The 12,782-nt window shown below is 68.4% G+C and carries 10 protein-coding genes; 4 read left to right on the forward strand and 6 right to left on the reverse strand.

The window, feature by feature from the left end:
* Nucleotides 1-29: 29 nt before the first annotated feature.
* The gene (locus KGQ91_RS08445; protein ID WP_224420757.1) at nt 30-989 is read right to left on the reverse strand and encodes an aldo/keto reductase; all 960 of its coding nucleotides are present in this window, start codon (nt 987-989) and stop codon (nt 30-32) included.
* A gap of 174 nt (nt 990-1,163) precedes the next feature.
* On the opposite strand from KGQ91_RS08445, the gene KGQ91_RS08450 reads away from it, so the two are divergent.
* On the forward strand, nt 1,164-2,090 hold the full coding sequence (locus tag KGQ91_RS08450) for a DUF808 domain-containing protein (protein ID WP_224415488.1): 927 nt from the start codon (nt 1,164-1,166) through the stop codon (nt 2,088-2,090).
* On the opposite strand, the gene KGQ91_RS08455 is transcribed toward KGQ91_RS08450, so the two are convergent.
* Nucleotides 1,998-3,554, reverse strand: coding sequence for a sensor domain-containing diguanylate cyclase (locus tag KGQ91_RS08455; protein ID WP_224420758.1), 1,557 nt, complete (start codon nt 3,552-3,554; stop codon nt 1,998-2,000). The two genes, KGQ91_RS08450 and KGQ91_RS08455, sit on opposite strands and share 93 nt — an antisense overlap.
* A 113-nt stretch (nt 3,555-3,667) precedes the next feature.
* Here KGQ91_RS08455 and KGQ91_RS08460 point away from each other — a divergent pair, with 113 nt between their 5' ends.
* Together KGQ91_RS08460 and KGQ91_RS08465 are read left to right on the forward strand one after the other, a co-directional pair.
* Nucleotides 3,668-4,141, forward strand: coding sequence for a GNAT family N-acetyltransferase (locus tag KGQ91_RS08460; RefSeq protein ID WP_224415486.1), 474 nt, complete (start codon nt 3,668-3,670; stop codon nt 4,139-4,141).
* A gap of 181 nt (nt 4,142-4,322) precedes the next feature.
* Entirely contained in the window at nt 4,323-5,582 is a 1,260-nt protein-coding gene (locus tag KGQ91_RS08465; RefSeq protein WP_224415485.1) for a hypothetical protein, read from the forward strand.
* A 310-nt stretch (nt 5,583-5,892) separates the two neighbouring features.
* On the opposite strand, the gene KGQ91_RS08470 is transcribed toward KGQ91_RS08465, so the two are convergent.
* The 4 genes from KGQ91_RS08470 to KGQ91_RS08485 are packed head-to-tail and all read right to left on the reverse strand — an operon-like array spanning nt 5,893 to nt 11,293.
* Entirely contained in the window at nt 5,893-6,657 is a 765-nt protein-coding gene (locus KGQ91_RS08470; RefSeq protein WP_224415484.1) for a PEP-CTERM/exosortase system-associated acyltransferase, read from the reverse strand.
* A 54-nt stretch (nt 6,658-6,711) separates the two neighbouring features.
* A complete protein-coding gene (locus tag KGQ91_RS08475; RefSeq protein ID WP_224420759.1) occupies nt 6,712-9,591 on the reverse strand; it encodes a bifunctional diguanylate cyclase/phosphodiesterase in 2,880 nt (959 codons plus the stop codon).
* Between the two features lie 39 nt (nt 9,592-9,630).
* Nucleotides 9,631-10,824, reverse strand: coding sequence for a hypothetical protein (locus KGQ91_RS08480; protein ID WP_224420760.1), 1,194 nt, complete (start codon nt 10,822-10,824; stop codon nt 9,631-9,633).
* Nucleotides 10,802-11,293, reverse strand: coding sequence for a hypothetical protein (locus KGQ91_RS08485; RefSeq protein ID WP_224420761.1), 492 nt, complete (start codon nt 11,291-11,293; stop codon nt 10,802-10,804). The genes KGQ91_RS08480 and KGQ91_RS08485 overlap by 23 nt, the downstream gene beginning before the upstream one ends.
* A gap of 439 nt (nt 11,294-11,732) precedes the next feature.
* Between KGQ91_RS08485 and KGQ91_RS08490 the strand changes: the two genes are divergently transcribed.
* On the forward strand, nt 11,733-12,764 hold the full coding sequence (locus KGQ91_RS08490) for a zinc-dependent alcohol dehydrogenase family protein (protein ID WP_224420762.1): 1,032 nt from the start codon (nt 11,733-11,735) through the stop codon (nt 12,762-12,764).
* Nucleotides 12,765-12,782: the final 18 nt, after the last annotated feature.

The raw sequence follows: 12,782 nt of genomic DNA on the forward strand, positions 1-12,782 counted from the left end.
GGGCTGGAGGACTGTTCATGGGTGCGGCATCACGCCTGGAAGGGGTTGCTGGCCTCCTCCAGGCGGCGCAGGGCGTCCTTGTCCAGGGTCAGCCGGGTGGCGGCGATCATGGCCTCCAGCTGGCGCTGCGAGGTGGCGCTGGCGATCGGCGCGGTGACCGCGGGGCGGGTCATCAGCCAGGCCAGCGAGACGCTCGCCGGGGTGGTGTCGAGCCGCCGGGCGACGTCGTCGAGAGCGTCGAGGATGCGCATCCCGCGCTCGTCGAAGTACTTGTCGAGAAAGGCCTCGCGGGGCGTGCCGCGGGCGTCCTCGCGGTCGCGATACTTGCCGGTGAGAAACCCGCTGGCCAGCGCGAAGTAGGGAATCACGCCGACGTTGCGCCCCTCGCACAGCGGGGCCAGCCGGGCCTCGTAGTCGCTGCGGTCATAGAGGTTGTAGAAGGGCTGCAGGGTCTCGTAGCGCGGCAGGTCGTTGCGCTCGGCGACCGTGAGGGCCTCGTCGAGGCGATGTGCCCGGTAGTTCGAGGCGCCGATGGCGCGGACCTTGCCCTGTTCGATGAGCCGCTGATAGGCCTCGAGGGTCTCCTCGAGCGGGGTGTCGGCGTCGTCGTCGTGGGACTGGTAGAGATCGATGACGTCGGTCTGCAGGCGCTTCAGCGAGGCCTCGACGGCGCGCATGATGTAGGCTTTCGACAGGCCCTGCTCGCCGTCGCCCATGGGCTTGCCGACCTTGGTCGCCAGCAGCACCCTGTCGCGGTTGCCGCGGGCCTTGAAGTAGCGGCCCAGCACGGTCTCGGATTCGCCGCCGGCGTGGCCGTCCACCCAGCGCGAATAGACATCGGCGGTGTCGATGGCGTTGAAGCCGGCGTCCAGCCAGGCGTCGATCATCGCGAACGACTCGCGCTCGTCGAGCGTCCAGCCGAAGACGTTGCCGCCGAAGATCAGCGGGGCGGTTTTCAGGCCGCTGTTGCCGAGCGGGCGTAATTCCATCGTTGCTTCCTCGTGTATCGGGCCGTCACGACGTCTCGTGAGCAGGCTAAGTGATTGTCTCGCCGTCAGCATAGTCGACCCGGACCCGAGGTGACAGCGACCGGGGCGAGGGCGCGGGACAGGGGATGGCGCTTGCCGGTAAGCTGGCGGAAAATCCTGGCGGGAGGAGCCACCGTGGCCGGCAGCAGTCTGCTTACCCTGATCGATGACATCGCCACCCTGCTCGACGACGTGTCGCTGATGACCAAGGTGGCGGCGAAGAAGACCGCCGGCGTGCTCGGCGACGACCTCGCCCTCAACGCCCAGCAGGTCACCGGCGTCAACGCCGACCGCGAGCTGCCGGTGGTCTGGGCGGTGGCCGTGGGGTCGCTGCGCAACAAGCTGATCCTGATTCCCGCGGCCCTGCTGATCAGCGCCGTCGTGCCCTGGGCGGTGACGCTGCTGCTGATGCTCGGCGGCGCCTACCTGTGCTTCGAGGGTGCCGAGAAGCTTGCCCACAGGTTCCTGCATCGCACCGACGACACCGAGGAACATCGCCGGCGGCTCGCGGCGATGGCCGATGCCACGGTGGACATGCGCGCCTTCGAGCGCGACCGCATCAAGGGCGCGATACGCACCGACTTCATCCTCTCCGCGGAGATCATCGTGATCACCCTGGGCACCGTGGCCGGGGCGACGCTGACCCAGCAGATCGCGGTGCTGACGGGCATCGGCATTCTGATGACGGCGGGGGTCTACGGGCTGGTCGCCGGTATCGTCAAGATCGACGACCTGGGGCTGTATCTCAGTCGTCGCAACGGCGCGGCGGCGTCGCTGGGGCGCGGCCTGCTGGCCGGAGCGCCCTGGCTGATGAAGGGGCTGTCGGTGGTCGGTACCCTGGCGATGTTCCTGGTCGGCGGCGGCATCCTGAGCCACGGCGTGCCGCTGCTGCATCACCTCGTGGAGGGGGCGGCCGAGGCCGAACTCGGCGTGCCCGGCCTCGACGCCGTGATTCATGGCCTCGGCCCGTCACTGTTCAATCTGGCGATCGGGCTGGCGGCCGGCGCGCTGGTGCTGGCCGGGGTGACTCTCGTCCAGCACCTGCGGCGGCGGGGCGGCTGAGCCTTCGGTCGGGCAGGCGTCGGCCACCACCACGCGGTTGCGGCCGTGGTGCTTGGCGGCGTAGAGCGCCCGATCGGCCCGGGCGACGGCATCCGCCTGGCAGCCGTGCGGGTCGGTCACGGCAGGCAGCACGACCAGCCCGATGCTCAGCGTGATCGACAGCGTCAGCGGCGTCTTCGTGTCCGGTACGCTCAGCGTGAAGGGATGCCCGGCGATGGCGCGGCGGATGCGCTCGGCGAGGTCGCGGGCCTGGGCGGTGGTCATCGCGGTGGTGAGGATGGCGAATTCCTCGCCGCCGATACGGGCGAGGGCGTCTTCCTGCCGCAGCTGCTGGCGCAGCCGCCGGGTCAGCAGCCGCAGCAGCTGATCGCCCGCGGGGTGCCCGTGGCGGTCGTTGACCGGCTTGAAATGATCGATGTCGAGCAGCAGCAGGTGGGGGGCGCGGTCATCGGTAGGATCGCGGGGCGCCAGCTCGGCAAAGCGTCGGTCGAGACCGCGCCGGTTGAGCAGGCCGGTAAGCGCATCGTGGTGAGAGGCGATCAGCGCCTGCTCTTCCTGCCGCTTGCGCTGGCTGATGTCGATCAGCAGCCCGGCGATGCTCAGCGGCCGGGCCTGCTCGTCGTAGGTGATGTCGGCAACGATCTCGCTCCAGGCGTACTCGCCGCCGGCGGTTCGCACCCGGGCGTCCTGGCGGCAGTGGCTCGAGCGGTCGTGCAGGGCCTGGCGCAGCTGCCGGAACAGGGCGGCGCGGTCCGCCTCGAGGATGCCCTCCAGCAGACGCCGCAATGGCACGTGCGGGTAGGTCTCGGGATAGCCGAGGCGGCGCCGCAGCCCCTGTGAGCACCAGGGGTCGCCGCTGACGAGGTCCAGCTCCCACACGCCGCAGTCCGTGACCTTGTGGAACAGCTCCAGCTGGGAGGAGCGGCTGGAAAGCTGCTGCCGGTAGATGCCGGAGGCGATCAGCTCGGCCGCCAGACCGAGCGCGTCGAGCCCCGGGCCCTTCCAGTCGACGGCGCGCTCGCAGTCATCGATGCCCAGCGTGCCCCACCACTGGCCGTTGACCAGAATCGGCACCGTCGCCATCGACCGGATCGACTGGCTTTCGAGGTTGTCGCGCAGCGACCCGGGCGGCAGCGCGGCGGTGATGGTGCTCTGGCTCTGGCCGCGCCGGCGTTGATCGACCAGCGTCAGGAACTGCGGGTCGTCGAACAGGGTGGTGAAGAAGCGGAAGCGGCGCTGGGTCAGCTGGCGGAAGCGTGGTCCGGCCGACCACTCGAACACATAGTCCTGAACGATGGCGTCGTCCTGAAGGTCGATCAACTGGAAGATCCAGACCCGGCTGGCCCCCGTGGCCTCGCCGATGCGGGCCAGCAGCTGCTGGACGCCATCGGTGAATCGGGCCGTTTCCGCCAGGGCCCGTCCCCCTTGCGAAAGGGCCGCGAGCAGTTCGGTGGTGTTGTTCATCGGGTGGGTTCCGCGGCGCAGGCGATTGTTGTTGGTCGTTGTTCATGGAAGTCTAAGAGGCCGGTCGACGCTTGCCAATGTCGGCGGTCGCCGTTATCGACCCGCGAGGAACCATGAATACCGTCTGGACCCTGCAGCGCCTGCTGCCCGACTCGCCCCATGTCGCCACCGTGGCGCGCTGGACTCACGCGACCTGGGGGCATCTCGACCCGACGCGCAGTCCTGCCGAACGGCTGGCCGAGACCCGCAGTGAATGCGGCGAGGCCGGGGTGCCGTCGGTGTTCGTGGCCCTGGCCGGCGAGACGCCGGTGGGCACGGCGAGCCTGATCATCGACGACATGCCCTCCCGGCCCGAGCTGACACCCTGGCTCGCCTCGGTGTTCGTCCATCCCGAGTGGCGTCGGCACGGCATCGCCTCGGCCCTGGTACAGCATGTCGAGCGCGAAGCGCGGGAGGCGGGGGTGGCGACACTGTATCTCTACACGCCCGATCGGCAGGCGCTGTATCGACGGCTGGGCTGGCTGGCGTTCGAGAGCGTCGACTATCGCGGCGAAACCGTGACGCTGATGGCGCGGAGCCTGGGATGAGTGGCACCGGCGACTCGAGAAGGCGTCATGCCCAGAGGTCGGCGATGTCTCGAATGGCACTGCGTATCCGTATATTCGGCAGGCTTCAGGATGATAGTTTTGCCAAAGGTCGGGCGGCCTTGAGCGCAGGAAAGGACCTGTAGCCCGACCCTGCCATGTCCCAACAGCCAAGGAGAGACTCATGGGAATCCAGACGATGGGCAAGCCGTTCCGTGCCGCGCCTTACACCGGCCTGTCGGGCCGGGGCGATGGCTCCCTGATCGACCCGGCCGCCGGTATCACCCGGGATGTCCGAAACGACGACGTGACGGCCTTCGCCGGGCACGCCGACATGGCTCGGGGCGCGGCCGGACGAGGCCTGCATCACGGGCCGGACGATCTCGATCCGCCGGGGCGGATCGTGGCGTCCGTGGCGGCTGATGCCCATGGCGGCGAGCCCGTCCGGTCTGCCGTCAACCAGATGCTGGAAACCCGGCCGGCCGACGAGCACGCCGGCCCGAAGCCGACGGGATCCCCGTCGACGGGGGCTGGCCGCGACAACGGCCAGGCAGGCGGTGATCCGTCGGGCACGCTGGTCATCGACGAATCGGGAACGCTGGACGCCTCGACCTTCGAGGGCCGGCTCGAGGGTATCGATACCCTGCGCTTCACCAGCCACGTGACGGCCGATGCCAGCGACTTCAGCGAGGTCGGCGACATCATCCTCGAGGACGGGGCAACCCTGCTCAACCTGGGCAACGAGCAGACCGTCACCGCCTTGAACGGAAGCCTCGACGGCGAGGGTGAGCCCCTGGTGCTCCGCGAGGCGGGGCAGGAGGTCGATATCGTCACGGATTTCTCCGGACCGGGCGGGCATGTGGATCCGGACGAAACCCTCGAGCTGGTTGTCGAGCCGACCAGCGAGGAGATTGGTGGCCCTATCCCGTACGAATTGGGCACCCTGACGCTCTCGGGCAATGGCGCCGTCAGCTATGAAGATACCGGGCGGGGCTTCGAGAATATCGACGCGTCGTCATTGACGGGCGGCCTGACCTTCTCGGGCCAGACCTACGTCTGGGAGCATGTTTTCCTGGGCGAGGGCGCCGATACGCTGAACATGGCCGGGAAGTCCAACTACTATGCCGCCGATGAGATCACGGGGTTCGATGTCGGCGAGGATAGCCTGGACGTAATCAGCGGCGAGTTCGGCGATGTGAAGGTGATCGAGCCCGATACCCAAAACTGGGACCGAGACGCGTTGATGAATGCCGAGCACCAGGCAATCGAGGTCTCGGGCGAGAATGGGGGCGCCTACGTGGCCTTCGAGACCGACGACAGCACGCGTATTCTCGGGGATACGGAGGGCAGGAGAACGGGCTTTCTCAGCGATGGTGACTTCTCGATCAAGCTGGTCGGCACCACGGGGTTGACGGATATCCTGGCTGCCGAAGGTTCACTCTAGCGGTGTAAACCCATCAGGTTGTTCACGGAAAGGCCCCGCCGGCTGATCTGGAGGGTAGTAATCCAAGCTGACCGGCCTGCCGGAAGGGGGATCCCCGCCCTGAAGGGAGCTTGCGGGAGGGGATTCATCCCCGACAGCGGTGTCTCGGTGGCGCGCTCATCGCGACTGAAGTCGCTCCCACGGCCAGACTGCGGATGAACAACCTACCGAGAGACCACATCTAGCCGCCTCTATCGCCCCGGGAATTGACTTCCCGGGGCGTATTCCTGAAGGGCCTGGCCCGCTGCCCTCGGCGAGCACGACGAGAGGGTCATATTTCCGATGAAAGACCGGCCCGGTGAGGGGCCGGCACCCGGGTCTGATGCGTCAGCGTCGCCTCGATGCGCGAATACAGGGCCCGCAGCTCGGGCGGCAGCTCGGTGACCGCCTGGCGCTGGTCGATGTAGTAGGCGCGGCGCAGGCCGTGGAAGGTCACGGGCTCGCCGACGCAGGTGAAGCGCAGGCCGTGGATCGCCAGCCGCCGCGGCAGGCGGTGCTGCATCATGGCGAACACATGGTGCCGGCCGGCCAGGCCGACCAGCGCCGTCGCCGCCAGGAACAGGCCGACGCCGATCAGGGCAAAGCCGGCGCGTTCCTCGGGCGGGAACAGCGAGGGGGCGTCGGGATGACCGGGGGTTTCCGCCCGGTGGCGAAAGGTCGGGGAGATGGCCAGCCGGGAAATCTCGCAGAGCCGCTCGCGCGGCAGGCGCTCCGGATGCAGGGTCGGGTGGGTCAGGCTGTCGCGGCAGTGCGCCTCCAGGGGCAACCGGCGCAGCGCGTCGGGGCCGTCCGTCAGCGACGGCACCAGGCGCACGCAGCCCGCCGGAATCCCGCTGGCGCGGTGCTCGAGCAGCACGATCAGGGACGCCGTGTCGTGATCGTCGTATTCCAGGTGCGCGTCGGGGTCCTCGTGCATCCGGTAATCGAGCTCCCGGCGAAAGACCGCGTGGCGCAGGGCATAGGCCCGCTTCCGCAGGGTGGGGGTGGTGGCCAGTTGGAAGGCGAATGTCGCCTCGAAACGATCCAGTGCGTTCACGACAAGTCCCTTCGTGCAGGGGCGCTATGCCCCCGTTGGTTATGGTTATGGTGCCTAGCGTCGGTCTTCGTGCGCATTCTCGGTTGCCGGGGCGCCGTCGGCATCGATGACATCCTCCACCGGCATGGGGCGGCCGATGTGGAACCCCTGGGCATAGGTGATGCCATAGGCGGCGAGCAGCGGCAGCATGCTTTCGCGATCGACGAACTCGGCGATGGTGCGCTTGCCGAAGCCGTTGGCGATGTCGGCGATGGCCTTGACGATCAGCCGATCCTCGGGGCTGTCGATCAGCTTCTGGATGAACGAGCCGTCGATCTTGATGTAGTCCGCCGGCAGCTGACCCAGGTAATGGAAGCTGCTGAAGCCCACCCCGAAGTCATCGAGCGCCGTCTGGCAGCCCAGCTCGCGGATGCCCTGCAGGACCCCGCGGGCGGTGGCGAAGTCGGTGACCGCGGCGGTTTCGGTGACCTCGAGGATGAGCCGCCGCGGGTCGGCGCCGGCGGCCGCCAGGGCGTCGGCGAGGAAGCCGGTCAGCTCCGGGTCGTGGAGCGACTGGCCGGACAGGTTGACCGCCAGGCTGATGCCGCGCCGCTGCAGCCGGGCCAGCAGTTTCAGGCCGTGACGCAGCACCCAGCGGTCGAGCTCGACGATCTGCCCGCTGCGCTCGGCGATGGGGATGAACAGGCCGGGCATCACCGGGTTGCCGTTGTCGCCGTGCATGCGCAGCAAGGCCTCGTAGTGGCGGACGCTGTTGTCGGCGAGATGCAGGATGGGCTGCAGGACCAGTTCGAAGTCGTCGTCGCGCAGCGCCTGGCGGATGCGCTCCACCCAGTAGACGCGCTGCTGCAGCTCCTCCCGCGAGCGGTGCACCATCGATAGCTGATGCCAGCGCTGGCTGCCGTTTTCCTTGGCCTTGTACATGGCCAGGTCGGCACTCGCCATCAGGTCGGTGGGCGTCATCCCGTGCTCGGGGTAGAGCGCGATGCCGATGCTGCCCATGGCCCGATGACGGCGTCCGCCGACCGAGAAGTCGATCATCTCGAGCACCTGGATGATGCGGCGGGCCACCTGACCGGCCTGGGCCTCCTCGGCGTTCTTGAGCAGGATCGAGAACTCGTCGCCGCCCAGCCGGGCGATGATCGCCTCGCCGCCGAGCTCCCGCGACAGCGCCTCGGCAACCAGCTTGAGCAGCTGGTCGCCGGCGTTGTGGCCACTGAGCTCGTTGACCTCCTTGAACTGGTCGAGGTCGATGAACAGCACGGCGCCCCGGGCCTCCGCAACCAGGGCCTTCTCGAGGGATTCCTGGAAGTAGCGGCGGTTGTAGAGATTGGTCAGCGGGTCGCGATGCGCCAGCCAGGACAGGCGCTCCTCGGCATGCTTGCGGTCGGTGATGTCCAGCCCCACCGAAATCAGGGTGCCGGCCGCCTGCCCCTCGCCGGGCAGGGGCGCATGAAACCAGGCGATGGTGCGTCGCTCGTCATCGGGAGTGACCAGCGTGCCCTCTTCCTGGCCGGGACACGTCAGCGTGTCGGGTGACTGGGCGATCCGGAAACAGGCCGAGAACGGCTGGCCCAGCAAGTCTTCCCGCGGGCGTCCCGAGAGGGTTTCGGCGAAGTGGTTGACCAGGGTGATGCGACCGCGGGCGTCCTGGGTGAGGATCAGCACGTGCGCGGTGTCCAGCAGCCCGGCGACGAAGTCGCGCTCCTGGCTCAGCTCGCTCAGACGCTGGGTCAGCTCCCGGTCGCGGCTGGAGACGGTGTGCTCGAGGGTTTCCAGCTGCTCGGCCAGCTGCAGCGTGGTGCGTTCGAGGGTGTCGATCTCGTCGGTATACAGGCGTCCCCCGGGCGGCAGGGCCTCGCGGACCCGGGTGAAGTCGCGCCGCGCCAGACGGGGCAGCAGGGTGGCCAGCAGGCGCAGGCGTGCCATGGGGCGCCACAGGATCAGCAGCAGCAGGGCCTCGGCCGCCAGCCAGCCGACCAGGGCCAGACCCAGGATGTGGCGGGTGTCGCGACGGATGGCACGGACCTGCGGGGTGATGTCGGAGAGCATCACCAGATAGCCGGAGGAGGGAAAGCGGGCGGCATCGTCCAGGCCGAACGCCGTGAGCTCGTAGGTCCGCTCGTTCTGCTCGAAGGTCCAGGGGCGATCCGTCAGGCGCGACAGCGGTATGCGGTCGGCGGCCTCGCGCAGCACCGGCATGCTGCGCTCCTGGTTGGTCAGGGTCAGCAGCGCGCCCTGCCAGGGCGACAGGTAGCGTTCCGGGTGCGGGTACAGCGACGCCTGCGGCGAGACGATCAGCCGCGGCGGCCCGCTGACCAGCAGGGCCACGTCGCCTTCGCTCATGTGCTGCGCGACACGGGTCAGGTCGGCCAGCGAACGCGACAGCACCACCACGCCCACGCTCGTCCCGCGTGACAGCACCGGCACCACGGCATACTGACGGCAGTCGCGCACGCAGCGCAGCTGGGTGAGGGGCTGCTCCTCCTGCATGACGGTCCGGGTCCACTCCGCCAGGGGGGGATCGTCGCCGGGCAGTGGCTGGCCGCGCTGGCCGAGCAGGACGCCCCGGGCATCGAGCACGCTCAGTGCGTCGACGCCGACATCCAGCTGCAGCGTGGGCCAGAAGGGGTCGATGGCCAGCGACACCCGGGTCGGGCTGCCGGAGCGCACGGCGCCGCCCAGGTTGTCCGAGGCCGCCGCCAGGCTCGCCAGCTGGGCCAGGGTACCGGCGGACTTGGTCACCGTCAGGCGGTATTCGCGCTGGCGGGCCTGGTAGATGGTCTCGCGGGACTGGCGAAACTGGTCGGTCAGGCTCTTGTGGCCGATGAACGTGAACAGCGAGGCGATACCCAGCAGCAGCAGGCTGGACAGCACGATGGCGCGCCAGGTCAGGCTGAAGCGGGGGCGGTCGTCGCTAGCGGTGCGGTGTCGCATGGGCTGCATCGTCCATCGGGTTCACGAGGCGGTCTCGGTTCAGAAACGCAAGGAGGCCTGAAACAGCAGCAGGTTCCAGTACTTGGCCGGGGGCGGTGAGGTGGCGGTGGCGGGCAGCCAGGCCGTGCCCTCGATGTGGTGCCACTCCGCGGCCAGCATGAAACGCGGGGTGGGCTGCCAGCGCAGGCCACCGGTGGTGTCGCGGGCGTAGCGCGCATAGGCCGGTCCGCCGCGGGCGGCGGCGAAGGCCGAGCCGTCCCGGTCGTTGCGGTCGCTGACCAGGCTGTCGTAGCGCAACAGCCACTGCCAGTCGTCGGCGAAGCGGCGGGTGTACTGCACGTACCAGCTCTCGCCGACCTGACTGGTGTTGTAGGCCGGGTTGGCGAAGCCATCGAGCGCGATGCGGCGCAGCGCGTACTCCGCGGTCAGGCTCCAGAGCGCATCGTTGTACTGTACCGAGACGATCCACGGCTGGAAGTGGAAGCGGCCATCGTCGAGTGCGGCCGTGCCATGTTCATAGCCGGCGCGAACATCGGCGGCACTCAGCGCGGTGACCCAGTGGCCGCCGTCGTCCTCGAACAGCACCTGGCCGATGTAGGAGGTTCGGCCGTCGAAGGAGCCCGGCCAGTCGGCGAGCCCCAGGGTCGCGTCGAGGTCGTTGCCGGTCTGCGGCTGCCCGACACCGGCCTGGAAGCGCAGGGTGCCGGCGTCCAGGTATTCCTCGTCGTAGAGCGAGACACCGTCGGCGGCCAGCGCCAGCGAACGGGTTCTTTCGAAGTAGATCGACTGGGGCAGCAGGATGCTGGGGCGGGTGAAGGCCACGTCCCGGGTCTGATTGTAGAAGCCGAAGGGGTTCTTGAAGCGGCCCAGCTGAATGCCCAGACGCCGGTCGCGGCTGGAGAAGGCCTGGTAATCCACCACGCCGTGGTCCAGCACGGGGCTGGCGTCGCCATCGCCGGTGCGGCGGCTGAGCCACTGGGCCGAGACGAGCACGTCGCGACGCGGGCGCAGGGACAGGTTGAGACCGAGTTCGGTGTAGTCGAAGCTGCCGCCGCCCTGACTGCTGGGGCCGAAGAGGTCGTTGTCGTCGCTGATCAGCCAGGCCTGGCTGAGAAAGCCGTGCACCTGGAAGGTGTCCATGACGTCACCGGCGCGAGACGCGGTGGGCAGGGCGCCGGCCAGGGCCAGCATCAGTCCCGCGATGCGGCGTTCAGTTCGCCAGCGATATGACATGCACGCTGTCCTCCAGGTGATCGCGTTCGAGATAGCCGATGGCGCCGGGGGTCGTGGCCACCTGGTGCAGCATGGTCTGCTGATCGTCGGCCTGATGCGGTGCCTGCCCGGTGCCCGAGAAGACGGCGCGGTCCCAGGCCAGTTGCAGCTGATGGGGATAGACGTTGAGCCGTGACTTGACGAAACGCTTGTGCACGGGGTTGCCGCCCGGCAACACGTAGACGTCGACGCTGCGCCCGTCCGGCCAGGTGCGCTGGCGCATGGCGAAGATGGCACGGGCCATGTCGTGGGAGAGGGTGTCGATCTCGACATCCGGATTGGCGATCACCACCACCTCGTCCGCGCCGGCCACGCCCCCGGGCAGCCAGAACAGCCACAGCCACAGCCACCACCTGGCCAGTCCTCGACCGGTCGCCTGCCGCGCGGCGAAAATGGCGTGGTGTATGTTCCCTGCCCGTCTCGAGGTCATGCCGCGATCCCGTCGCCCCATCGTCGTATCGTCGTCAAGTGCTGCTCCCGCCCAGGTGCTTTTTTCATACTAGCGTGTCCCGGGAATTCGTCATCAGCACAGGTTTTTATCCGGATTGCTGGAGAAAAGGCCTGCTGAATGCCCAACGTTTTTTATGGAAAGGGTTAAGTAAACTTCGTGGTTTTTGTGTTGAATATCCCATTCGCCTGGTAATGGTTTTTATCAGCCGGGCAGCTAGAGGATGACAAGATAAGGGGGTGTCGGCAATATTATGAAGTGTTATGGATAAAAAAAATCACGTTCGTTAACAGGCCGGCGGGCTGTGCTGAAGGGCGCGGCAGCGAGGGCCTCCATCGCAAGAGCATGACGCGGGTCAACGCGCGTCATGGCGGGCCTGACTAGACTCGGCGAGTCGGGAGCGAACCTTCGGGAGGCCGCCATGCGCGCGATGCAACTGCAACAGCTGGGTAGTGTGTCCCGCCGGGGGCCGCCCCTCGTGTGTCGCAAGGTGCCGGAGCCGAGTCCCGGCCCGGGCCAGGTGCTCATCGACGTGACGGTCTGTGGTGTCTGTCACACCGAGCTCGACGAGATCGAGGGGCGGCTGCCGCCGCCGCATCTGCCCGTCATTCCGGGCCATCAGGTCGTGGGGCGCATCATCGGCGTCGGCGAGGGCGTGGATCGTCAGCGGCTCAATGAGCGCGTCGGCGTCGGCTGGATCGCCTCGGCCTGCGGCGACTGCCCGGCGTGTCGGGCGGGGCGCGAGAACCTGTGCCCCGAGTACACCGCCACCGGGTGCGATATCGACGGCGGCTATGCCCAGCGGATGGTGGTGGATGCGCGCTTCGCCTGTCCGATGCCGGAGGCGCTGGATGCCGCCGAGGCGGCGCCGCTGCTGTGCGCGGGGGCGATCGGCTACCGCGCCCTGCGTCTGGCGGCACTCGACAACGGCGAGCCGCTCGGGTTGACCGGCTTCGGCGGCAGTGCCCACCTGGTGCTGCAGATGGCCCGGCATCGCTATCCGGACTCGCCGCTGTACGTCTTCGCGCGCAACGCCGCGGAGCGGGAGTTCGCCCGACAGCTGGGGGCGCACTGGACCGGCCATACCCATGAGCGGCCGCCGCGCCCGCCGGCGGCGATCATCGACACCACCCCGGCCTGGGAGCCGATCGTCGCCGCGCTCGGCTATCTGGCGCCGGGCGGACGGCTGGTGGTCAATGCGATTCGCAAGGAACGGCGGGATCTCGAGGCCCTGCTGGGGCTGGATTACCCGACGCACCTCTGGCGGGAAAAGTCCCTGCAGTCGGTGGCCAACGTCACGCGGCGGGATATCGTCGAGTGCCTGGCGCTGGCCGCGGAGATCGGCCTGCGGCCCACGGTGCGCTGCTTCGACCTGGCGGACGCCAACCAGGCGCTCCTCGAACTCAAGACCCGCGCGGTACGCGGGGCCAAGGTACTGCGAATCGGTTCATGATCGCGCCGCTGCCGCGCC

This window comes from Modicisalibacter tunisiensis, from assembly GCF_020148005.1.
Taxonomy (GTDB): Bacteria; Pseudomonadota; Gammaproteobacteria; order Pseudomonadales; family Halomonadaceae; genus Modicisalibacter; species Modicisalibacter tunisiensis.

Bases quoted from the DNA above. Each gene is read 5' to 3' on its own strand.
- KGQ91_RS08465 (WP_224415485.1), top strand. From the start codon at position 4,323: ATGGGAATCCAGACGATGGGCAAGCCGTTCCGTGCCGCGCCTTACACC.
- KGQ91_RS08445 (WP_224420757.1), bottom strand. From the start codon at position 989: ATGGAATTACGCCCGCTCGGCAACAGCGGCCTGAAAACCGCCCCGCTG.
- KGQ91_RS08480 (WP_224420760.1), bottom strand. From the start codon at position 10,824: ATGTCATATCGCTGGCGAACTGAACGCCGCATCGCGGGACTGATGCTG.
- KGQ91_RS08455 (WP_224420758.1), bottom strand. From the start codon at position 3,554: ATGAACAACACCACCGAACTGCTCGCGGCCCTTTCGCAAGGGGGACGG.
- KGQ91_RS08490 (WP_224420762.1), top strand. From the start codon at position 11,733: ATGCGCGCGATGCAACTGCAACAGCTGGGTAGTGTGTCCCGCCGGGGG.
- KGQ91_RS08460 (WP_224415486.1), top strand. From the start codon at position 3,668: ATGAATACCGTCTGGACCCTGCAGCGCCTGCTGCCCGACTCGCCCCAT.
- KGQ91_RS08475 (WP_224420759.1), bottom strand. From the start codon at position 9,591: ATGCGACACCGCACCGCTAGCGACGACCGCCCCCGCTTCAGCCTGACC.
- KGQ91_RS08485 (WP_224420761.1), bottom strand. From the start codon at position 11,293: ATGACCTCGAGACGGGCAGGGAACATACACCACGCCATTTTCGCCGCG.